This is a genomic window from Methyloceanibacter sp., assembly GCF_041573655.1.
Lineage (GTDB): Bacteria > Pseudomonadota > Alphaproteobacteria > Rhizobiales > Methyloligellaceae > Methyloceanibacter.
In genome coordinates, this window is sequence record NZ_JBFFQD010000001.1 from 89400 (window position 1) to 109553 (window position 20154).

Below are 20154 nucleotides of genomic sequence, written 5' to 3' on the forward strand. Positions count from 1 at the left end.
CAATTGGCATCGTCGCAGGAAGCAGTGGAACGCGCGCTCGTCACGCGCGATGACGGCACCGAGGCGCCCCGCGCGCCGTCGCTGCTCCGCGCCTCGCTTGCTGCACGCCTTGCGCTTGTCGCGGTAGCCGCTGCCATTTTGTGGCTCGCCGTCTATTGGGCGCTCACATGAAAACGCCTTCGCCCGCAATCAGCTTTCACAATCTGACGCTCGGCTATGACCGGCACCCGGCGGTGCATCACATCACCGGCGAGGTGGCGCGGGGTGAGCTCCTCGCCATTGTCGGGCCGAACGGCGCCGGCAAGTCGACCTTGCTGAAGGGCATTGTCGGAGAGCTGAAGCCACTCGGCGGCAGTCTCGATCTCCATGGCCTGCGCAAGCACGACATCGCCTACCTGCCGCAGGTTATCGAGATCGACCGCTCCTTCCCCATCTGCGTGTTCGACTGTGTGGCCATGGGGCTGTGGCGTGAGATAGGCGCCTGGCGCGGGCTTGATGCACGCGAGGAACAAGACGTGGCGCGTGCGCTTCACACGGTGGGGCTCACCGAGCTCGCCGACCGGCCCGTGGGGTCGCTGTCGGGCGGGCAGTTTCAGCGTGTGCTGTTCGCACGGCTCCTTCTACAAGACGCCGCGGTCATCCTGCTCGACGAGCCGTTCCGTGCGGTCGACACCAAGACCGTGGAGGATCTCATCCAATTGATCCAACGCTGGCACGGGGAAGGCCGCACCGTGCTCGCGGCGTTGCACGACATCGAGCAGGTGCGCGCGTCGTTCCCGCGCACGCTTCTTCTGGCGCGCGAGGTGGTGGCGTGGGGCGACACGGCCGAGGTTCTCACACAGGAGAACCTGGCCAAGTCTCGCCAGATGGCATTCGATTCGCACGCCGATGTGTGCGCGCGCGATGAGAGTTTAGAGCGCGAGGCGGTATGATCGACGCTCTGGTTTCGCCCTTCATCGAGTTCTCCTTCATGCGCCGGGCGCTGGTGGGCTGCATGGCGATCTCGCTCACCGCTCCGCCCATCGGCGTTTTTCTCGTGCTGAGGCGTATGAGTTTGATGGGCGATGCTATGGGCCACGCGCTGCTGCCGGGCGCCGCCATCGGCTATTTGCTGGCGGGACTTTCCTTGTTCGCCATGAGCCTTGGGGCGTTTGCCGCAGGGCTCGCGGTGGCGCTCGCCGCGGGTCTCGTGGCGCGCTCCACTATCATAAAAGAGGACGCGAGCCTCGCGGGCTTCTATCTCGTATCGCTTGCGCTCGGCGTGCTGCTCGTCTCGGTCAAAGGCAGCAACGTGGACTTGCTGCACGTGTTGTTCGGCACGGTGCTGGCGCTGGACGATCCCGCACTGTTGTTGATTGCCACAATCGCCACGGTGTCCTTGGTCACGCTCGCCGTGATCTACCGGCCGCTCGTGCTCGAGTGTTTCGATGCGCAGTTTCTGCGCTCGGTTAGCCGCATGAGCTGGCCTACGCATCTCACGTTTCTCGTGCTCGTGGTGCTGAATCTCGTAGCCGGGTTCCAGGCGCTCGGCACGCTGATGGCGGTGGGCATTATGTTGCTACCGGCCGTCGCCGCGCGGTTCTGGGCCAAAGACGTTGCCGGGATGGTTGCCGTTGCCGTCGCCTCGGCCGTCTTGTCGAGCCTTGCCGGGCTGCTGATCTCGTACCACTTCAACGTGCCGACGGGTCCCGCCGTGATTCTGGCCTGCGGCGTCTTCTATTTTCTCTCGATGCTTGTCGGTATCCGGGGCGGCGTCCTCTGGGGACTCATGCCGCGCAAGCACTTGGAAGCGTGATCTCTTACCCCATGGAGTTTTCAATGATGCGTTCTCGTATCACTGCACTTGCCGCCGCGGCGCTCTTGCTCGGTGTGTCGGCATCAGCGCACGCCGCCGACAAACTCAAGACCGTCGCTTCGTTCAGCATTCTCGGCGACATGGTGAAGACCGTGGGAGGCGACCGCGTCGAGGTCTCGACGCTGGTCGGCCCCAACGGTGATGCGCATGTATTTAGTCCCACGCCCGCCGACGCCAAGACGCTTGCCGGCGCCGAGTTGTTCTTCGTGAACGGTCTCGGCTTCGAAGGCTGGATGGAACGGCTGGAAAAATCGTCCGACTTCAAGGGTAAGACCGTGGTGGCGAGCAAGGGTGTCGCGCCGCTCGAAATGGCCGGCGATCACCATCATGGCGGTGAGGTTGACGAGCATGACGATCACGATGCCCACGCCAAGGAAGAAGGTCACGACGATCATGATGACCACGAAGATAATGCCAAAGAAGAGCACGGTCATGAGGAGCACGCGGCTGCCGAGGAGCATCACGACGACGAGGACGCCGATCCGCATGCCTGGCAGAGCCTTGCCAATGGCGCGGTCTACGTCGCCAATATCCGTGACGGCTTGATCGCTGCCGATCCGGACGGCAAGGCGGTGTATGAGGCTAACGCCGAGAAATATCTGGCGGCGCTAAAGAAAGAAGACGAAGCGGCGAAGGCGGCGCTGGCGGCCTTGCCGCAGTCTCGCCGCCGGATCATTACCTCTCATGACGCCTTCGGCTATCTCGCAGACGCCTACGGCATCGAGGTGATTTCACCTGAAGGCGTGAGCACCGAGAGCGAAGCATCGGCACAGGACGTCGCCAAGATCATCCGGCAGATCCGTAAAGAGAACATCCCGGCTGTGTTCATCGAGAACATTACCGACCGGCGGCTGCTCGATCAGATCGCGCGCGAGACCGGCGCGAAGGTCGGCGGCGTGCTCTATTCGGACGCGCTGTCGGACAAGGACGGCCCCGCGCCGACCTATCTCGACATGTTCCGCCATAACGTCGGAGCGCTGACCGCGGCGCTGTCGTCTTAGGACGAGGGATGACGTGCCCAGTCGCCGGACATGGCTGTGGTTGTTGCTGGCGGGGCTCAGTGCCGCGATTCTCTACGCCACGCTCGCGCCGGCTGACTGGCAGGTTCGGCTCGGGCTGCACTGGCTGGTGGAGCACTTTCTCGTCTTCTTCGCGCTGACGCTGCTCGCCTGCCTCATCTGGCCGCGGCCTATGCTCGTGGCGGCCGTGTTGCTGCCGGTCGCGGTCGGTCTTGAAGCGGCGCAAGGGCTCACCCCGGACCGCACGCCCGATATCGGGACCGCGCTGGCTGCCGCTGCCGCCGTGGCTATGGCCGCGCTGCTGGCCGATGCTGTCCTAACGTTTCGGAAAAGGCGCGGAAACGCTTGAGTTCGGCGCAGTAGCGCGGCCTCCAAAAATGTGATGTATCCTCCCCCCATGGAGATCAAGCCGCGCAAATCCACCGTCCCCGTTCGGATCGGAAACGTCGTCATGGGTGCCGGTGCGCCCATCGTCGTTCAGTCCATGACGAACACGGATACCGCGGACGTGGAGACCACGGTCGCGCAAGTGGCGGCGCTCGCCCGCACGGGTTCCGAGCTGGTGCGCGTGACGGTGGACCGGGCGGAAGCTGCCGCCGCGGTCCCGACGATCCGCGAGCGGCTCGATGCGATGAGCGTGGACGTGCCACTGATCGGCGACTTTCACTATAATGGCCACACGCTGCTCGCCGAGCATCCGGCCTGTGCGGAGGCGCTGGGGAAATATCGCATCAACCCCGGCAATGTCGGCTTCAAGGATAAGCGCGACAAGCAGTTCTCGCAGATCATCGAGATTGCGCTGCGCCACGACAAGCCGGTCCGCATCGGCGTCAATTGGGGCAGTCTCGATCAGGACTTGCTGACGCGGCTGATGGATGAGAACGCTACAAGCGACGATCCGAAGGATGCGCGCGAGGTGATGCACGAGGCCATCGTGCAGTCGGCGCTGCTCTCGGCAGAGCGCGCCCAAGAGCTCGGCATGGGTGCGGACAAGATTGTGCTCTCCGCGAAAGTTTCCGCCGTGCAGGATCTGATCGCCGTCTATGCGATGCTTGCCGCGCGCTCCGACCTTGCGCTGCATCTGGGGCTCACGGAAGCCGGCATGGGCTCCAAGGGCATCGTTGCCTCGTCGGCGGCGCTATCCGTTCTGCTGCAGCAAGGCATCGGCGACACGATCCGCATCTCGCTGACGCCGGAGCCGGGCGGCGACCGCACGCTTGAGGTCAAGGTGGCGCAGGAGCTGCTGCAGAGTATGGGCTTTCGCGCCTTCGTGCCGTTGGTTGCAGCCTGTCCCGGCTGCGGGCGCACCACGTCCACGACGTTCCAGGAGCTTGCCCGCGACATCCAGGACTTTATTCGCGACCAGATGCCGGAGTGGAAGCGCCGCTATCCGGGTGTGGAAAATCTGAGCGTCGCAGTGATGGGCTGCATCGTGAACGGCCCCGGCGAATCCAAACACGCCGATATCGGCATCTCGCTGCCGGGTACGGGCGAGGCGCCCGCCGCGCCGGTGTTCATCGACGGCAAGAAAGTGAAGACTTTGAAAGGCCCGGGCGCCGCCGCCGAATTCAAGCAGATGGTGCTGGACTATATCGAGCAGCGCTACGGACAGAGCGGGGCCGGCCGCAGCGCTGCGGAGTAGGGCCGCTACTTGATCGAGATCGCGTCGCCCGCGATCGACACCGTCAAAGCGATCATCGTCACATTGAACACGAAGGCGACGAGGCCATGGGCCGTCACCGTCTGGCGGATGGTGCGGGACGTTATCGCGACGTCCGACACCGCCGTCGATGTACCGATGGTAAAGGCGAAATAGACGAAGTCCCAATAGCCGGGCGAGCCTCCGCCTGAAAAGCGCATGCCGCCGCCTTTCCCGCGATGCTCATGCGCGTAGTGCAGCGCGAACATGGTGTGAATGAACAGCCACGAGAGCAACGTCGTGGCGAATAACAGCGCGAGAAGGCCGGGCTCAATGGTGTCGCTCGCCGGAGCCGATTGCAGCCAAAGAAGGATGGCGCCGAGGCTCATCATGCCGGCGGCCACCGTCAGAATGGGAATGGCGACGCGGCCATCGTCCTGAAGCGGCGATTCCCGGCGCACGCGGTCCGGGTCCGACCGCACGATCATGACGATCACCAGCAGAAGATAGAGCGCGACACCTGCGTCAAAGCCGATCAGGAAGCGTGATGCGATCTCATGATCGCCCGGCAGCAACAGCCCGAGTGTGACGCCCACGGCCACCGCGAAGACAAACCGCCAGCGCGCCTGGAGAAAGCGCGAAACGCGCGTGCGCCGGAAGCGATGCTGCGGGGCGGGCTTGGTAGCCATGCGCCATTCGACCCGGATTCGCCTATTGTCTCAAGCGCGGCGTTCGGCCACGAAGCGCGCCGCGTCGATGAGCGTCGCGGCCTCCTCGCCGAAGGGCTTGAGCGCATTCTCGGCTTCAGCGACGAGGCCTGCGAGATGCGCGGTGGCGCCGTCGATGCCGAGCAACGCCACCAGGGTTGCCTTGCAGCGGCTGGCATCCTTGGCCACCGCCTTGCCCATTGCCTCTGCGTCCCCTTGCGCATCGAGCAGGTCATCGGCGAGCTGGAAGGCTTGGCCGAACGCCTTGGCGTAGGCCAGAAGCGCATCGCGGCAGCTCGCGTCCGCCCGGCCCAGCATGGCGCCTGCCTCGCAGGCGAAGCGAAATAGTGCGCCGGTCTTCAGCGCCTGCATCGAAGCGGTTTCCTCCGGCGTAAACGCGCGCCGCTCGGCGGCCAAATCGAGCGCCTGGCCCAACGCCATGCCGCGCCAGCCGCTCGCCTTGGCCAGCACATGGATGAGCTCGGCGCGGGTTTCCGCATCCTCGCAGGTTTGCGGGTTCGACACGATTTCGAAGGCGAGGGTCAGCAGCGCATCGCCCGCCAGAATGGCCGTCGCCTCGTCGAAAGCGACGTGCAGTGTGGGGCGGCCACGGCGCAGGTCGTCGTCGTCCATGGCGGGCAAGTCGTCATGGATGAGCGAATAGCAATGCACGCATTCGAGCGCGCAAGCGGTGTCGAGCGCGGACGCTTGCGGAACGCCGAACAGGCCTGCCGACTGAATCAGCAGAAAGGGGCGCAGACGCTTGCCTCCGCCCAGCGCGCCATAGCGCATGGCTTCGGCGAGCTCGGCGCCTCCCGGCGGGGTCGTGTCGCGCGCGGCGAGGATTTCGCCGAGACGCTGCTCCACAGCCCAAGCGGTGCGGTCAAGGTCTTCGAGAAACGTCATTGCCGAAGGGATAGCGGAGGCGGGCCAGGGCCGCAAACCGCCGGTGCAAATCCAGGCCTCCGCCTGTTGCCCGACGCCGTTCCGGATTGGTAGAACCCGGTCCCATGGCGGCATCGGCGGGTTCAGGGGCTCAGAAACGCAGCAAGAAGCGCATGGACGGCAGATGGCGCCTATTGCTGGCCCGGTTAGGACTCGCCGCCGCCATTCTTGCGGGCGCGGTGCTCGTCTCGATCGTGCTGTTCCGCTTCGTCAATCCGCCGATCACGGCCACCATGGTCGTGGACAAGCTGCGCGGCGGGACGCTGCACCGCCAATGGGTGCCGCTCGAGAAGATCTCCCCCAATCTTCAGCTTGCGGTGATCGCCAGCGAAGACGGCAATTTTTGCGATCATCGCGGGGTCGATTGGGGCGCGGTGCGGGAAGTCATCAACAAGGCCAAGAGCCTGAAGGCGGTGCGCGGCGCCAGCACCATCCCCATGCAGGTTGCCAAGAACCTCTATCTTTGGGAGCGGCGCAACTATGTCCGCAAGGCGCTGGAGGTGCCGCTGGCTTACGCCATGACCACTCTCTGGCCCAAACGGCGGATGCTGGAGGTCTATCTCAACATCGCCCAATGGGGCCCCCATACGTATGGCGCCGAGGCCGCGAGCCGGCGGTATTTCGGCAAGCCCGCCTCACGCCTGACGCGGCGCCAGGCCGTCCTGCTGGCGGCGGCCCTGCCCAACCCGCATGCCCGCAATCCGGCCCGTCCGAACCGCAAAATGCGCCTGATCGCCAGTGCCGTTCAGCGGCGCCTGCCCTATATCTCCAAGCGGGCAGACTGCGTCCTGAAGCCCTAAAAAGGTGGGTTATCGCCACTGGCCACCGGGCTCGATTGCCACTATAAGGGCGCCACGACAGGCCTCCCGCACGATGCGGCAGGCGCCCAGAGGTTTAGAATAATGGCTGTTCCCAAGCGAAAAGTGTCCCGCATGAAGCGTGGCAATCGGCGCGCCCATGACGCGGTGCAATCGCCGGCTTACGTCGAGGACAAGGACTCCGGCGAGCTTCGCCGGCCGCACCACATCGACCTGAAGTCCGGCCGCTACCGTAGTCGTCAGGTGATCGTCATCAAGGAAGAGGCATAAGGGCCGAGGTCACCAAGACCGGGTTCTTTTGCGGTTTTGATCGCTCCGGGCTTCTTGAGCCCGGAGTGCTTTCGTTTGTCTGCCACACTTCGGTCCCTCAACCGTTTGTCAACCAATTCGCACGAAAGGCGCTGCCTTAACGAGCATAGCCCGCATTTCTGCGGCGCGAACGCCCGGCTGAAGGGCTGGTTTTCGGCTTTCTTAAGCCTCTTCGCTTAGTCTCCCGGTCAACGATCAGGCACCTAAAAAGGTGCTCCATGCGCAGGTCCATTGGCCACGCAGCGTGGGTCAAAGGGGCTAAGGGGGCGTCGAGTGGTTGAGTCTTCAAACAAAGTTTCTGCGGGCGGCGCCATGCCGTCGAGCGAGTCTGCCGGAGACGTCTCCGACCCGGACGCCTGCACTGAGAGCGGCGCCCCGCTGGATATCGCACAAGTCCTGGAGAGCGTGAGCGCCACCGCCTACCGTTGGGATTTCAACACCGACACGATCGAGTGGGCGGACAACGCCGGAACCATGCTGGAGGTGGCCGACATGGGCAAGCTCGGCAAGGGCCGCGCCTTCGCTCTACATATCGATCCGGAGCATGCCGGCGCACGCTATGACGGGGTCACGGGTGCGCCACGTGCCGAGCCGGGTGCCGCGCGACGCTATGCGCTTCACTACCGATTTTTGCCCGACGGGCGCCGCGGCAAACCGGCGCTTTGGGTCGAAGATACCGGCGTTTGCTTTACCGATGCCGACGGGCGGCCCGTCCAGGCGCAAGGCACGCTGAGGGTCATGGAAGATCGCCGCCAGGAAGATCGCACACAGCCCGCTTCCGGCCACGACGAGCTTACAGGTCAGCTGAACCGTGCCCGCATCACCGAAGCGCTTGGCGACCTTCTATCCAACACCTCACGATCGCCTGCCAACGGGGCCTTTTTGCTTGCGGGCGTCAACGACCTTACATTGATCAACGAGACCTATGGCTTCGACGTCGGCGACGAGGTGATCACCATTGTGGGCAAGCGGCTGGCCCGCGTGCTGCGCGGCAAGGACTGCATCGGCCGGTTCTCGTCCAACAAGTTCGGCCTTGTCCTGCACAACTGCAAGGCGGAAGGCGTGGAGGCCATCGCGCGGCGCCTCATGGCGGCGATCGGCGACAGCATCCTGGACACGAGCGTGGGCGCGGTGGCTGCGACGATTTCGATTGGCGCGGTGATCCTGCCGGACGATGCCACCGGCGCGCAGAACGCCGTTGGACGCGCGCTGAGCGCGCTGGATGTCGCGCGGGTCAATCGCGGCGACCAGTTCAGCTTCTACGTTCCGTGCGAGCGCAAGGAAACCGAGCGCAAACAAAACGTCGCCATTGCCGACGACATCATCCGCGCGCTCAACGATCGCCGCATGATGATCGCGCTTCAGCCCATCGTGACCTCGCGGAGCCACGAGCCCGAGCTATACGAATGCCTCCTACGCATGCGGCGCATGGATGGTTCGGTGGTGAGCGCGGGTGAGTTCATTCCCGTGGCCGAGCAGTTTGGCCTCGCCAAGCTCATCGACCATCGCGTTCTGGAACTCGCCATCGAACTCCTGCGTACCATGCCGAAGGTCAAGCTTGCGCTGAACGTGTCTGCCGCCACGACGACAAATCCGGAGTGGATCTCGGCGCTTGAGAGCCTCACGGGCAAAGACCGGTCCATCCTCGAACGGATTACCATCGAGATCACGGAGACGACGGCCATTTCCGACGTGAAGGCCGCCATCGAGTTTGTGTCCTCGCTGAAGACGTTGGGGTGCCGCGTGGCGCTCGACGATTTCGGCGCGGGCTACACCTCGTTCCGCTCCTTGCGGGACCTCGGTTTCGACATGGTCAAGATCGATGGCTCGTTCATCGAAAATCTCGGCACGAACGCGGAAGACGAGATGTTCGTGCGCACGCTGATAGACCTGGCCCGAAGCTTCGGTGTTGTCACCGTTGGCGAATGGGTCGGCGATGAACGGACCGTGCAATTGCTCGAAAAGGCCGGTGTCTCGTACATGCAAGGCTATTTCTTCGGCGCACCGGAACTCACCAAGGACGAGGACGGCCGCGAGGCGCAGAAGCCCGCGAGCTAAGCTTCGCGCCTGAGAAGCGTGGCGAGGTTTGCGAGCATGTCGTCGTGCACGCCCAGCTCCTCAAGATGCTGCACGGTGTTCAGCACATACTCGATATTGGCGCCTTCTTGCCCGCTGCATCTGAGCACAATGCGCAGCTGTTCCTCAAGCGAGAGCGGGCCGGCGTATTGCGCGTGGTTGCAGTCAGCCAGATAGGTCAGCGCTGTAACCATACGGTTTGAGCCGTCATCTAGGCGCACGTCCCGATAGGCCTCGACATAGACATCAGTGACCTGTTCGCGCTCGCGCAAATAAGCAACGGTGTCATCCTCCGCGCCCGGCGTCACGCGAAAGGCAACGCCCTGGCAGGCACCGCCGTGGTCCAGCCCTAGGACGAGCCCTGGCTCTTCGCGGGTGCCCCGGTGCAAAACAGAATAGACGCACAGCGCGCGGTGCGAGCCGTCCAAAATGCCCGGCAACTGAGCCTCGAACGGGAAGCCCGGCCGCCACATGAGCGAGCCGTAGCCGAAGACCCAGAATTCAGACATGCTCCTCGTCAGTCCTCGTGGCCGTGCGGGCGGCCGAAATCCGCGTCCGGCGTATCTTGGCCTGCGTCGATGACGCCGCGGCGGATGGCGCGCGTGCGCGTGAAATGCTTGAACAGGGCATCGCCGTCGCCGCGCCGTATCGCCTTGGTGAGTGCTGCGACGTCCTCGTTGAACCGGCCCAGCATTTCGAGCACCGCGTCCTTGTTGGTCAGGAATACGTCGCGCCACATTGTAGGATCCGAGGCCGCGATGCGGGTGAAGTCACGGAAGCCACCGGCGGAGAATTTGAGCACCTCCGAGCGGGTCACCGTTTCAAGCTCGTCCGCCGTGCCGACAATCGTGTAGGCGATTAGATGCGGCAGATGGCTGGTGACCGCGAGCACCAGGTCGTGGTGATCGGGCGTCATGATCTCGACATTGGCGCCGAACAGCGCCCAGAAGGCCGCCAAACGGTCCACGGCTTGCGGGTCCGTGCCTTCGGGCGGCGTCAGAATGCACCAGCGTCCGTCGAACAGTTTGGCGAAGCCGGCGTCGGGGCCGGAGTGCTCGGTGCCTGCGACCGGGTGCGCCGGTACGAAATGCACATTGTCCGGCAAGTGCGGGCTCATATCGCGCACGATCGCGCTCTTCACCGAGCCGACATCGGAGACGATGGCGCCCTCTTTAAGGTGCGGCGCGATTTCTTCGGCCACGGCACCGCAAATGCCGACGGGTGTGCACACGATCACCAGGTCGGCGTTCTCGACCGCGCTCGCGTTGCTGTCGGCGACTTTGTCGGCAATGCCAAGCTCGGCGACGCGCTTGCGTGTTTCAGGCGACCGCGAACAGGTTACGATCGTGCGCACGGCGTCATGCGCACGCGCGGCGCGCATGATCGAGGAGCCGATCAGCCCGGGGCCGATAATGGCCAGCGTATCGAATAGCGGTTTCGTCATGCGGCCTCGGTACCCATGAATTCGGTCAGCGCGTCGAGCACGGCCATGTTTTCCTCTTTGGTGCCGATGGTCATGCGCAGCGCATTCGGAAAGCCATACTCCTCCACGCGCCGCAACACGATGCGGCGTGCATGCAGGAATTTGTCGGCATCGCGCGCCGACTTGCCGGGCGCGTCCGGAAAATGCACCAGCAAAAAGTTCGCCACACTCGGCGTAACGCGCAAGCCGATGCCCGAAAGCGCTTCGGTCATGACAATGCGCCAGTGCGTATTGTGCGCCACGGCCAATTCCATATGCGCCACGTCGTTCAGTGCAGCGACACCAACAGCAATAGACGGGCCCGTCACGTTGAACGGCCCGCGGATACGGTTCAGCGCATCGGCGATCGGAGCTGGGCAATAGGCCCAGCCCAGCCGCAAAGCCGCGAGCCCGTAGATCTTTGAAAAGGTGCGCGTCATAACCGCATTCGGGCTCGTCGCCACGAGCTCGATCCCGGCCTCGTAGTCGTTGGCACGCACATACTCCGCATAGGCCGCGTCGAGGACCAAGATGACGCGCTCGGGGAGCCCCGCATGCAGGCGCTTGATCTCGTCGAACGGCACATAGGTCCCTGTCGGGTTATTGGGATTGGCGATGAACACCATGCGCGTCTTCTCGGTCACGCGTGCGAGGATGGCATCCACGTTTGCCGTGAGATCGGTCTCGGCCGCGACCACAGGTGTGGCCCCGCGCGCTTGAATGGCGATCCTGTAGACCAGGAAGCCGTGCTCTGTGTAGATCGCCTCATCGCCCGGCCCGAGATAGGCGCAAGCGAGCAGGTTCAGAAGCTCATCGGACCCGGCCCCACAGACAATCCGCGCGGCATCGAGCCCGTAGCGGGCGGCCAGCGCCTCACGCAAGGGGGCTGCCGACCCGTCAGGGTAGCGCGACAGGCAGCTGGCCTCGGCCGAATAGGCCTCGACGGCCTTTGGAGAGGGTCCAAGCGGGGTCTCGTTGGAGGAGAGCTTGACCACCGTGCCGGCGCCAGGGAGCGTTCTCGTGCCCGGGACGTAGGGCGCGATGTCGAGAATGCCTGGGCGCGGGGCCGGCCCGCCTTTGGCGGCCAACGATTTGGGCGCCATGGCTCTGCTCCTTCGAGCGGTTGTGGTCAGCGAAGGGCCTCTCATACGGCCATTCTTGAGGCCAAGGCAAAGAAAAGATTGACTTTCATTGATGAGGCCATAGCTAACCCGAAATTGTATAATTCCCGGCCAAATGGCGTGTGGCGCGCCTGGATAGGCCTTGGCGCGCATGAGTAGGCAGTTTTGGCGATGAATGAGACCCCGGGAGCGGAGCGCTTCGCCGACCTCAAGCGGCGGGAGCAGACCACCAATCCCCAAAGCGAGATCGTGCATTTTCCGGCCAGCGAGCCTTTGCCGCTGGACTGCGGGGGTGCGCTCGCGCCGCTGTCCATTGCCTACCAGACCTACGGCACGCTCAATGCCGAGAAGTCGAACCTCATCCTCATCTGCCATGCCCTGACCGGCGATCAGCATGCTGCCAACCTACACCCCATCACCGGCAAGCCCGGCTGGTGGGACACCATGGTGGGGCCGGGCAAGTCCATCGATACGGACCGCTATTTCGTGCTGTGCCCCAACGTCATCGGCGGCTGTATGGGTACCACGGGGCCGAGCTCCATCAACCCGGAGACCGGGCGCGCTTACGGGCCCGACTTTCCCGTCATCACCGTGCGCGACATGGTGCGGGCGCAAGCGCGTCTGCTGGATCATCTCGGCATCGATCAGGTCTTGAGCGTGATCGGCGGCTCAATGGGCGGTATGCAAGTGCTGGAATGGGCCGCGACCTATCAGGACCGCGTGTTCTCAGCGATCCCGATCGCCTGCGCGGCGCGTCATTCATCGCAGAACATCGCCTTCCACGAGGTCGGGCGCCAAGCCGTCATGGCCGATCCCGAGTGGTGCGAGGGCCGCTACCTGGACGAAGGCAAGAGCCCCCGCAAAGGGCTCGCCGTGGCGCGCATGGCCGCGCACATCACCTATCTGTCGGACCTCGCGCTGCACGACAAGTTCGGCCGCAATTTGCAGGACCGGGAGAAGGTGACGTTCGGCTTTGACGCCGACTTCCAGGTGGAGAGCTATCTGCGCCATCAAGGTATGAGCTTCGTCGACCGGTTCGACGCGAACTCCTACCTCTACATCACGCGCGCGATGGACTATTTCGACATCGCCGCGGACCATGACGGTGTGCTCGCCAACGCGTTTGCCGGCACGAAGACGCGTTTTTGCATCGTGTCGTTCACCTCCGATTGGCTGTTCCCAACCGAGGAGAGCCGCGATGTGGTGCATGCGTTGAACGCGGTCGCCGCCAATGTGAGTTTCGTGGAGATCGAGTCCAACAAAGGACACGACGCCTTCTTACTGCACGAGCCCGAGCTGTTCGACACAGTGCGCGGTTTCTTGAGCGCGGCGGCGCGCCATCGCGGCGTCAAACTTCCGGACGAAGGCGCGTGACCATGGACGCACCGGTCAATCCCCGCAACGTGCGGCCTACCGAAACGGCCCGCGTCGACCTGCTGCTCATTGCCGAGATGGTGGAGCCGGGCTCGCGCGTGCTCGATATCGGCTGCGGCGACGGCACGCTGTTGCGGCTTCTCGCCGAGAAGCGTGACGTCGACGGGCGCGGCATCGAGCTGAGTCAGGCCGGCGTGAACCAATGCGTGGCGCAAGGGCTGGCGGTGATCCAAGGCGACGCCGACACGGATCTCGCCTACTACCCGGATCTGGCTTTCGACTACGCGATCCTGTCGCAGACCATCCAGGCGACGCACAACCCGCGCCATGTGCTCGAGCAGCTCTTACGCATCGGCAAGCGCGTCGTGGTGTCGTTTCCCAATTTCGGGCATTGGCGCGTGCGCACGCAGCTGATGTTCGGCGGCCACATGCCGCGCACCGACAATTTGCCGGAGACCTGGTACGCCACGCCGAATATCCACTTCTGCTCCATCAAGGATTTTCTGGTGCTGTGCGAGGAGATCGGCGCCAAAGTCGAGCGCGCCGTGGCACTCAATGCCTACGGCACTAAGCTCGTCTCTATGCCGCTATTCGCCCAGAACTTGTTCGGCGAGCAGGCGGTCTTTTTGCTGTCGCGCTAGTCGGCCGTCTTGCGCGGCGCCACGCCGGCAGGCACCGGCACGATGCGGCGGCGCATCTTGCGTTTGGCCTCGCGCGCCGGCATCGCCGCATAGACCTGCTTCGTCGCCTCCACCAAGATCACGCCGGAGAAGATCGGCCACAGGAACAGGCCAAGCCGTTCCCAGAAGGTCGGCCAGCGCATCAGCACGCGCCAATTGAACGGCGGCATGTAGAGCGCGTATTGCCAGCCTTCGGGATCGAACATGCACTCTTTGAGAAGCTGGGTGAGCTGGGAGCGGCTAAACGGGCTGCCATAGCCAAAGGGTGTCGTGTCCACGCGTGCCCATAGACCCCGCCGGTTGGGGACGACGATCAAGAGCCGCCCGCCGGGCCCGAGCACGCGCCAGATCTCGCGCAGTAATGTGCGTGATCGCTCGGACCATTCCAGCATATGCACCAGAAGGATGCGGTCGGCCGTTTCGTCGGCCAGCGGCAGTTCCGTCTCGTCCACCAGCGTGGCCATGGACGGTCCGTGGGGTGGCCAGGACAGGGCGCCGAACCTGGCCGGCATCAGCGCGCCCAGCGCACGGGCCTCGCCGCGGAACTCGGCCAAATAGGGCGTGGCGAAGCCAAGGCCGAACACCCGCATGCCCTTGACGTCCTTCCAGCGCGCGCGGATGCGACGCCGCAGCAGCCGCCGCACCAAGAGGCCCAAGCGCCTTGCGTAGAAATCCTTGAGGTCGATGGCATCAAGATGCATGGCCGAAGTGTCGGACTTTCGCCTTTAGAGTTCGTTCCAATTTGCGCGTTGCTGGTGCTAGGGTCCCGTCGCTTCGACAAATAAGCAAGAAAGAAGAGTGCGTGATGGCCAAGCTTGAGATTTATCAATTTCCGACGCGGAGCGACAATTACGGGGTTTTGATCCACGATCCCGACACCGGGGCCACGGCGGCGATCGACGCGCCCGAGGCGGCGCCCATCCTGGCGGCGCTGTTCGACAAGGGATGGCGGCTGACCGACATTCTCGTCACCCATCACCATGCCGATCATACGGCGGGCATCGACGCTCTGAAGAAAAAGACCGGCTGCACGGTCTATGGACCGGCGCGCGAGGCCGGACTTATCCCCGGGCTCGACGTGGAGGTGAAGGAAGGCGACACGGTTGCCATAGGTCATGCCGATGGCCGCGTCATCGAGACGCCGGGCCATACGCGCGGGCATGTGAGCTACCACTTCCCGGACGAGAATGCGGTGTTCGTGGGCGACACGCTGTTTTCGGTGGGGTGTGGCAGGCTGCTGGAGGGCAATGCGCCGACCATGTGGGCTTCGTTATCGAAGCTGGCCGTGCTGCCGCCGCAGACGGAGGTCTATTGCGGTCACGAATACACGAACGCCAATTGCCGCTTCGCGCTCACCATCGAGCCCGACAATGCGGCGCTACAAGCCCGCGCCGCGCAAGTTGCGCAGAACGATGCGAAAGGCGCGCCGTCGCTGCCGACGACGATCGGTCAAGAGCTTGCAACGAATCCGTTCCTGCGAGCCTCGAGCCCGGAGATCCAAGCGCGGCTCGGCATGGAAGGGCGCCCGCTCGGAGAGATTTTCGCCGAGGTGCGGACGCGCAAGGACAATTTCTAGTGGGCAAGATGCCGAGCGGGGGTAAGACGCCGACCGCTGACGAAGTGATCGCGCATCTGAAGCTTCAACCCCATCCCGAAGGCGGCTGGTTCCGCGAGACCTTCCGGGACGAAACCGGTCCCGAGAACCGCGGGCATTCCACCGCGATCCTCTTTTTGCTCAAGGCCGGCGAGGTGTCCCACTGGCACCGCATCGATGCGGTCGAGATGTGGCACTGGCACGCCGGCGCGCCGCTCCTCCTGGAGGTCGCCAACAAGGCCGGCCGTCACGAACTTCGGCTAGGGCCGGATATTTTCGGCGGGGAGCATCCGCAAGGCCGTGTGCCGGCGGGGGCGTGGCAAGCTGCGCGCAGTCTCGGTGACTGGACGCTCGTGGGCTGCACGGTGGCGCCCGGCTTCCATTTCGACAAGTTCGAGCTCGCCCCTCAAGGCTGGAAGCCCTGAGGGACGAACGTCCGTGTTTTAGTCGGAGAGCTGACCGCCGTTGATGGTCAGCGTCGTGCCGGTGATCCAAGCGGATTCATCGGCGGCGAGGAACACCACGCAGCGGGCGACTTCTTCCGCTTCGCCGAGGCGGCCTACCGGGATCTGGCCGACGATGTGATCCATGACCTTCTCCGGCACGTTGGCCAGGAGCTCGGTCGCCACGTAGCCGGGGGCGATGGCGTTGGCAGTGATGCCCTTGCGTGCGCCTTCAAGCGCGATGGCGCGGGTGAAGCCGATCATGCCGGCCTTGGCGGCGCAGTAATTGGACAAGCCCATCATGCCCTGCTGGCCGTTGATCGACGAGATCGAGATGATGCGCCCGAAACCACGCTCGCGCATGCCGTTGATGACTTGGCGGCTCACGTTGAACACCGAATCGAGATTGGTGCGGATGACCTGGTTCCACTGCTCTTCGGTCATCTTGTGGAGCGTGGCGTCGCGCGAGATGCCGGCATTGTTGACCAGCACATCGATGGGGCCGACTTCGTTCTCGACAGCCGCGACACCCTGTTCGCAGGCCTGGTAATCGCCGACGTCCCACTTGAAGACCGGGATGCCGGTCTCCTTCTTGAAAGCGTTCGCGGCATCATCGTTGCCGGCATAAGTCGCGGCAACGCTGTAGCCCGCATCCTTCAGTCCCTTGCTGCAGGCGGCTCCAATGCCGCGCGTACCACCAGTGACAAGTGCCACCCGTCCCATAGCTTCCTCCCTTGGCGCACATCGGCGCCCGTTTCCTCAAAAACAAATTGGCGTAAGGGGCGGCTCTCGGCCGCCCCACACCAAATCAACTGCCCTTACAAGAGGGACAAGTTAGTCGCGCTCGACGCACAGGGCGATGCCCATGCCGCCGCCAATGCACAGCGTTGCGAGGCCCTTCTTGGCGTCGCGCTTTTGCATCTCATGCAACAGGGTGACGAGAACGCGCGCGCCTGACGCACCGATCGGATGACCGATGGCGATGGCGCCGCCGTTGACGTTCACCTTGTCTCCGTCCCAGCCCATGTCCTTGTTCACGGCAAGAGCTTGGGCGGCGAAGGCCTCGTTCGCCTCGATGAGGTCGAGGTCGGAGGGCTTCCAGCCGGCCTTCTCCAGCGCCTTGCGGGACGCGGGGATGGGGCCGGTGCCCATGATGGTGGGATCGACACCTGCGACGGCCCAAGAGGCGATGCGAGCGAGAGGCTTCGCGCCGCGCTTCTTGGCTTCCTCGGCCGACATCAGAACAACGGCGGCGGCGCCGTCATTGATGCCCGAGGCGTTGCCCGCGGTGACAGTGCCTTCCTTGTCGAAGGCGGGGCGAAGCTTGGCGACGTTATCAATCGTCGCGCCTTCACGAATGTACTCGTCATGCTCCACGACGATGTCGCCCTTGCGGGTCTTAATCGTCACAGGCGTGATCTCGTCGGCGAACTTGCCGGCCTTCTTCGCGGTCTCGGCCTTGTTCTGGGAGGCGACGGCGAAGTTGTCCTGCTCCTCACGGGTGAGCTGCCACTTCCTGGCGACGTTCTCCGCCGTGGTGCCCATGTGGTAGTTGTTGAAGGCTTCCCACAGGCCGTCCACGACCATGGTGTCGACCATGTTGCAGGGGCCCATCTTCACGCCGTTGCGCAAGTGCGCGGCATGGGGCGACAGGCTCATGTTCTCCTGACCGCCGGCGACGACGACGTCGGCATCGCCCAAGGCGATCTGCTGGGCACCCAGCGCCACGGCGCGCAGGCCCGAACCGCAAACCTGATTGACGCCCCAGGCGGTCGCCTCTTCGGAAATGCCTGCGGCGATGGCAGCCTGCCGGGCAGGGTTCTGACCCTGGGCCGCGGTCAGCACCTGGCCCATGATCACTTCGTTGACGTCGCTCGGATCGACCTTGGCGCGTTCCAGCGCTGCGCCGATGGCGACTTCACCAAGCTTGTGCGCAGGCAGGCTCGACAGCGAGCCGTTGAAGGAACCGACCGGCGTCCGCGCTGCGCCGACGATGACTATCTCGTCTTTCATCCTGATCTCCATACCCCTAGTGAGCCCCGGTCATACCCCAGCGGTTTGCGCCTGGAAAGCCCGACGAAAGTCGCCATTAATGCTCCCGGCAAAGCCTCTGGTGCTATGCACAAGGAACGTGCTAGTGGTTTTCGCAAGTGCGGCATAGAGTAGCCCTCGGCTAAGGTCCAGGGCTTTGGGAGCGAAAACACGTGGCTAGGGACGCGGACCAAGAGAGTCGGCCGGTCATAATCAAGAAATACGCCAACCGCAGGCTCTACAATACCGACACAAGCACCTATGTGACCCTTGAGGACCTGGCGGAAATGGTCCGGGCAGAGCGGGACTTCGTCGTCTACGACGCGAAGACCAGCGAAGACCTCACGCATGCCGTCCTGACCCAGATCATTGTGGAACAGGAAAGCAGGGGCACCAATCTTCTTCCTATCGGTTTCTTGCGTCAGCTGATCCGCTTCTATGGCGACAGCATGCAGAAGCTTGTGCCGAGCTATCTAGAATTCAGCCTCGACTCGTTGACCAAGCAGCAAGAACAGTATCGCCGCCGCTTCACCAACGCTTTTGGCAATGCGGCCTTCGATGCGATGCAAGATCAGGTGCGAAAGAACTTCGATGCCTTCGAGCGTGCGCTCGGCATGTTCACCCAGTCCCAATCCGATGCGGCCAATGCGCACGGGGAAGGCGCCGAGGCGAAGTCGGAGGTCGGCGCCAATCCAGGCGGCGCTGACGATATCGACACGCTCAAGGCCGAGCTTGAGGCCATGCAGCAGCGGCTCGAGAAGCTATCTCGCGGTTAGCGGCTCTTCGATTTTCCGAAAAATCAGCTCTACGCGGCTTTCGCCGTGTGGCGGCGTGCGTGGGCGGCGGTCAGGTCCGCCTCGACCAGGGCACGGTCATGCGCCGTGTCGGCGAGGAGATGGACGTGAACCTCATTGGCCCCGCACTTGGCGCCCTCGTGGCGCAGATGGGCGAGGTTGAGCGAGATGGCGTCGTCCTTGGTGTCGCCGAAAGCCAGCGCCTCGCGGGTGCCGTCCTCGTGGCGGCGCACCAGGATGTAGTTCGCCTGGGGTAGCGCGGGGCAGCCCACCAGCGAGTAGACGCTATGGAGATAGCGGCGGCTCGAAACACCACGCCAATAGTGGAACGCCTGGGCAAAGGCCTCCTCGGCGCAGACCAGCGCAGGCTCGTCCGCCGGCCCCGTAGAGGCGGTCGTCTCGGCGTCAGCTTGGCTCGTCCACATCGAAAACCTCGTCCCGTTAACTATCCGCGACACTACGAGAAATGGGTTGATCGACGAGAAATTCAAGATGCACGGTCGATCGCCCTTGTTGGAACAAATAATGAACATCTAAATCTTAACGCGGGGTTAATGCGCCTGATCCGTCGACTGTGCCTCAGCCAGCAGGCCGTCTGATGCGGTTTCGATGGCGTTTTCGAGGCGGCTCAGGAACTCAGGCCGAGGCAGGCCCGGCGGGATGGGATCGAGAATCTCGACCACCACCGTTCCGGGCTTGCGCGTCCACTGGCGGCGCGGCCAGAAGAGCCCCGAATTGAGCGCCACGGGGACGCACGGGACCTTCAGGGCGTTGTAGAGGAGGACAATCCCGGTTTTGTACGCGGGGTCCGCGCCGGGCGGACGGCGGGTTCCTTCGGGGAAGATGATGATCTCCCGGCCGTCCTTGATGCGCTTCCGGGCGGCTTGAAGCATGCGACGCAGCGCCGAGGGCCCGGCGTCGCGGTCCACGGGGATCATCTCAAACTTGTGGGAGAACCAGCCGTGAAGCGGGATCCAGAACAACTCGCGTTTCATGAGCAGCGCCGGATCGCGAAACAGGGGAATTAGCGCGAAAGTCTCCCATGCCGACTGGTGTTTGGAGGCGACGAGGAAGGGCGGCTCGGGAAGCTTATCCAGCCCGCGCACCTCGAAATCGAGGCCGACGATATGTTTCAGGAGCCAGAGCTCGGTCTTGGCGTGGACCTTCAGTGCCGCCATGGCCCAGCTTCTTGGGCCGAGCAGGAGCGGGCTGCCCAACACCACGAACAGCACCGTGGTGATGTAGAAGAGAAGACCGAAGACGATGGAGCGGAACATCGGGTGGTTC

General features: G+C 63.9%; 24 protein-coding genes. 14 read left to right on the forward strand and 10 right to left on the reverse strand.

The window, feature by feature from the left end; all coding sequences use genetic code 11:
* Nucleotides 1-3 precede the first annotated feature (3 nt).
* The 6 genes from ABY454_RS00490 to ispG are packed head-to-tail and all read left to right on the forward strand — an operon-like array spanning nt 4 to nt 4516.
* Entirely contained in the window at nt 4-171 is a 168-nt protein-coding gene (locus tag ABY454_RS00490; RefSeq protein ID WP_372928197.1) for a hypothetical protein, read from the forward strand.
* Complete coding sequence (gene aztA, locus ABY454_RS00495; protein WP_372928198.1) at nt 168-932, forward strand: zinc ABC transporter ATP-binding protein AztA; 765 nt, start codon at nt 168-170, stop codon at nt 930-932. Before ABY454_RS00490 ends, aztA begins: the two co-directional genes overlap by 4 nt.
* Complete coding sequence (locus ABY454_RS00500) at nt 929-1795, forward strand: metal ABC transporter permease (protein WP_372928199.1); 867 nt, start codon at nt 929-931, stop codon at nt 1793-1795. Before aztA ends, ABY454_RS00500 begins: the two co-directional genes overlap by 4 nt.
* A 23-nt stretch (nt 1796-1818) precedes the next feature.
* Entirely contained in the window at nt 1819-2856 is a 1038-nt protein-coding gene (locus tag ABY454_RS00505; protein ID WP_372928200.1) for a metal ABC transporter substrate-binding protein, read from the forward strand.
* Nucleotides 2857-2869: 13 nt separating this feature from the next.
* On the forward strand, nt 2870-3223 hold the full coding sequence (locus ABY454_RS00510; RefSeq protein WP_372928201.1) for a hypothetical protein: 354 nt from the start codon (nt 2870-2872) through the stop codon (nt 3221-3223).
* A 48-nt stretch (nt 3224-3271) separates the two neighbouring features.
* Nucleotides 3272-4516: a flavodoxin-dependent (E)-4-hydroxy-3-methylbut-2-enyl-diphosphate synthase gene (ispG, locus tag ABY454_RS00515; protein WP_372928202.1), complete on the forward strand. Its 1245-nt coding sequence runs from the start codon at nt 3272-3274 to the stop codon at nt 4514-4516.
* Between the two features lie 5 nt (nt 4517-4521).
* On the opposite strand, the gene ABY454_RS00520 is transcribed toward ispG, so the two are convergent.
* Nucleotides 4522-5202 (reverse strand): DUF1345 domain-containing protein, encoded by a 681-nt coding sequence (locus ABY454_RS00520; protein WP_372928203.1) that lies wholly within the window; start codon nt 5200-5202, stop codon nt 4522-4524.
* Nucleotides 5203-5232: 30 nt separating this feature from the next.
* Nucleotides 5233-6126, reverse strand: a complete 894-nt coding sequence (locus tag ABY454_RS00525) for a polyprenyl synthetase family protein (RefSeq protein ID WP_372928204.1) — start codon at nt 6124-6126, stop codon at nt 5233-5235.
* Between the two features lie 152 nt (nt 6127-6278).
* Here ABY454_RS00525 and mtgA point away from each other — a divergent pair, with 152 nt between their 5' ends.
* From mtgA to ABY454_RS00540, 3 genes are all read left to right on the forward strand, one after another.
* Nucleotides 6279-6965: a monofunctional biosynthetic peptidoglycan transglycosylase gene (mtgA, locus tag ABY454_RS00530; protein ID WP_372928205.1), complete on the forward strand. Its 687-nt coding sequence runs from the start codon at nt 6279-6281 to the stop codon at nt 6963-6965.
* Between the two features lie 102 nt (nt 6966-7067).
* Complete coding sequence (rpmF, locus tag ABY454_RS00535; protein WP_372928206.1) at nt 7068-7253, forward strand: 50S ribosomal protein L32; 186 nt, start codon at nt 7068-7070, stop codon at nt 7251-7253.
* A gap of 312 nt (nt 7254-7565) precedes the next feature.
* The gene (locus tag ABY454_RS00540) at nt 7566-9350 is read left to right on the forward strand and encodes an EAL domain-containing protein (RefSeq protein WP_372928207.1); all 1785 of its coding nucleotides are present in this window, start codon (nt 7566-7568) and stop codon (nt 9348-9350) included.
* On the opposite strand, the gene ABY454_RS00545 is transcribed toward ABY454_RS00540, so the two are convergent.
* From ABY454_RS00545 to hisC, 3 genes are read right to left on the reverse strand one after another with little or no spacing between them, the layout of a single operon-like run.
* Nucleotides 9347-9877, reverse strand: coding sequence for a gamma-glutamylcyclotransferase (locus ABY454_RS00545; protein WP_372928208.1), 531 nt, complete (start codon nt 9875-9877; stop codon nt 9347-9349). The genes ABY454_RS00540 and ABY454_RS00545 overlap by 4 nt on opposite strands.
* Nucleotides 9878-9885: 8 nt before the next feature.
* Complete coding sequence (locus ABY454_RS00550; RefSeq protein WP_372928209.1) at nt 9886-10812, reverse strand: prephenate/arogenate dehydrogenase family protein; 927 nt, start codon at nt 10810-10812, stop codon at nt 9886-9888.
* Nucleotides 10809-11933, reverse strand: coding sequence for a histidinol-phosphate transaminase (hisC, locus tag ABY454_RS00555; protein ID WP_372928210.1), 1125 nt, complete (start codon nt 11931-11933; stop codon nt 10809-10811). The genes ABY454_RS00550 and hisC overlap by 4 nt, the downstream gene beginning before the upstream one ends.
* Nucleotides 11934-12122: 189 nt before the next feature.
* On the opposite strand from hisC, the gene ABY454_RS00560 reads away from it, so the two are divergent.
* A complete protein-coding gene (locus tag ABY454_RS00560) occupies nt 12123-13325 on the forward strand; it encodes a homoserine O-acetyltransferase (RefSeq protein WP_372928211.1) in 1203 nt (400 codons plus the stop codon).
* A gap of 2 nt (nt 13326-13327) precedes the next feature.
* A complete protein-coding gene (metW, locus tag ABY454_RS00565; RefSeq protein ID WP_372928212.1) occupies nt 13328-13966 on the forward strand; it encodes a methionine biosynthesis protein MetW in 639 nt (212 codons plus the stop codon).
* Here the strand turns inward: metW and ABY454_RS00570 are convergent.
* A complete protein-coding gene (locus ABY454_RS00570; RefSeq protein WP_372928213.1) occupies nt 13963-14706 on the reverse strand; it encodes a methyltransferase domain-containing protein in 744 nt (247 codons plus the stop codon). The genes metW and ABY454_RS00570 overlap by 4 nt on opposite strands.
* 104 nt (nt 14707-14810) lie before the next feature.
* Here ABY454_RS00570 and gloB point away from each other — a divergent pair, with 104 nt between their 5' ends.
* Nucleotides 14811-15581, forward strand: a complete 771-nt coding sequence (gene gloB, locus ABY454_RS00575; protein ID WP_372928214.1) for a hydroxyacylglutathione hydrolase — start codon at nt 14811-14813, stop codon at nt 15579-15581.
* Nucleotides 15582-15589: 8 nt separating this feature from the next.
* Nucleotides 15590-16024 (forward strand): cupin domain-containing protein, encoded by a 435-nt coding sequence (locus tag ABY454_RS00580; protein ID WP_372928236.1) that lies wholly within the window; start codon nt 15590-15592, stop codon nt 16022-16024.
* A gap of 18 nt (nt 16025-16042) precedes the next feature.
* On the opposite strand, the gene phbB is transcribed toward ABY454_RS00580, so the two are convergent.
* Nucleotides 16043-16765 (reverse strand): acetoacetyl-CoA reductase, encoded by a 723-nt coding sequence (gene phbB / locus ABY454_RS00585; protein WP_372928215.1) that lies wholly within the window; start codon nt 16763-16765, stop codon nt 16043-16045.
* Nucleotides 16766-16876: 111 nt separating this feature from the next.
* Complete coding sequence (locus ABY454_RS00590) at nt 16877-18055, reverse strand: acetyl-CoA C-acetyltransferase (protein WP_372928216.1); 1179 nt, start codon at nt 18053-18055, stop codon at nt 16877-16879.
* 191 nt (nt 18056-18246) lie between these two features.
* On the opposite strand from ABY454_RS00590, the gene phaR reads away from it, so the two are divergent.
* Complete coding sequence (gene phaR, locus ABY454_RS00595) at nt 18247-18849, forward strand: polyhydroxyalkanoate synthesis repressor PhaR (protein ID WP_372928217.1); 603 nt, start codon at nt 18247-18249, stop codon at nt 18847-18849.
* Between the two features lie 29 nt (nt 18850-18878).
* Here phaR and ABY454_RS00600 read toward each other — a convergent pair whose 3' ends face one another.
* Together ABY454_RS00600 and ABY454_RS00605 are read right to left on the reverse strand one after the other, a co-directional pair.
* Nucleotides 18879-19292, reverse strand: coding sequence for a hypothetical protein (locus ABY454_RS00600; protein WP_372928218.1), 414 nt, complete (start codon nt 19290-19292; stop codon nt 18879-18881).
* 126 nt (nt 19293-19418) lie between these two features.
* Nucleotides 19419-20144 carry a lysophospholipid acyltransferase family protein gene (locus ABY454_RS00605; protein ID WP_372928219.1) on the reverse strand — a complete coding sequence of 242 codons (726 nt, stop codon included), beginning with the start codon at nt 20142-20144 and terminating at the stop codon, nt 19419-19421.
* Nucleotides 20145-20154 lie beyond the last annotated feature (10 nt).

Excerpts from the sequence above, each read along its gene's own strand:
- rpmF (WP_372928206.1), top strand. The coding sequence starts at position 7,068 with ATGGCTGTTCCCAAGCGAAAAGTGTCCCGCATGAAGCGTGGCAATCGG.
- ABY454_RS00520 (WP_372928203.1), bottom strand. The coding sequence starts at position 5,202 with ATGGCTACCAAGCCCGCCCCGCAGCATCGCTTCCGGCGCACGCGCGTT.
- ispG (WP_372928202.1), top strand. The coding sequence starts at position 3,272 with ATGGAGATCAAGCCGCGCAAATCCACCGTCCCCGTTCGGATCGGAAAC.
- ABY454_RS00550 (WP_372928209.1), bottom strand. The coding sequence starts at position 10,812 with ATGACGAAACCGCTATTCGATACGCTGGCCATTATCGGCCCCGGGCTG.
- hisC (WP_372928210.1), bottom strand. The coding sequence starts at position 11,933 with ATGGCGCCCAAATCGTTGGCCGCCAAAGGCGGGCCGGCCCCGCGCCCA.
- ABY454_RS00580 (WP_372928236.1), top strand. The coding sequence starts at position 15,590 with ATGCCGAGCGGGGGTAAGACGCCGACCGCTGACGAAGTGATCGCGCAT.
- phbB (WP_372928215.1), bottom strand. The coding sequence starts at position 16,765 with ATGGGACGGGTGGCACTTGTCACTGGTGGTACGCGCGGCATTGGAGCC.
- ABY454_RS00590 (WP_372928216.1), bottom strand. The coding sequence starts at position 18,055 with ATGAAAGACGAGATAGTCATCGTCGGCGCAGCGCGGACGCCGGTCGGT.
- aztA (WP_372928198.1), top strand. The coding sequence starts at position 168 with ATGAAAACGCCTTCGCCCGCAATCAGCTTTCACAATCTGACGCTCGGC.
- ABY454_RS00605 (WP_372928219.1), bottom strand. The coding sequence starts at position 20,144 with ATGTTCCGCTCCATCGTCTTCGGTCTTCTCTTCTACATCACCACGGTG.
- gloB (WP_372928214.1), top strand. The coding sequence starts at position 14,811 with ATGGCCAAGCTTGAGATTTATCAATTTCCGACGCGGAGCGACAATTAC.
- ABY454_RS00545 (WP_372928208.1), bottom strand. The coding sequence starts at position 9,877 with ATGTCTGAATTCTGGGTCTTCGGCTACGGCTCGCTCATGTGGCGGCCG.
- ABY454_RS00525 (WP_372928204.1), bottom strand. The coding sequence starts at position 6,126 with ATGACGTTTCTCGAAGACCTTGACCGCACCGCTTGGGCTGTGGAGCAG.
- mtgA (WP_372928205.1), top strand. The coding sequence starts at position 6,279 with ATGGACGGCAGATGGCGCCTATTGCTGGCCCGGTTAGGACTCGCCGCC.
- ABY454_RS00500 (WP_372928199.1), top strand. The coding sequence starts at position 929 with ATGATCGACGCTCTGGTTTCGCCCTTCATCGAGTTCTCCTTCATGCGC.
- ABY454_RS00600 (WP_372928218.1), bottom strand. The coding sequence starts at position 19,292 with ATGTGGACGAGCCAAGCTGACGCCGAGACGACCGCCTCTACGGGGCCG.
- ABY454_RS00570 (WP_372928213.1), bottom strand. The coding sequence starts at position 14,706 with ATGCATCTTGATGCCATCGACCTCAAGGATTTCTACGCAAGGCGCTTG.
- ABY454_RS00505 (WP_372928200.1), top strand. The coding sequence starts at position 1,819 with ATGATGCGTTCTCGTATCACTGCACTTGCCGCCGCGGCGCTCTTGCTC.
- ABY454_RS00560 (WP_372928211.1), top strand. The coding sequence starts at position 12,123 with ATGAATGAGACCCCGGGAGCGGAGCGCTTCGCCGACCTCAAGCGGCGG.
- metW (WP_372928212.1), top strand. The coding sequence starts at position 13,328 with ATGGACGCACCGGTCAATCCCCGCAACGTGCGGCCTACCGAAACGGCC.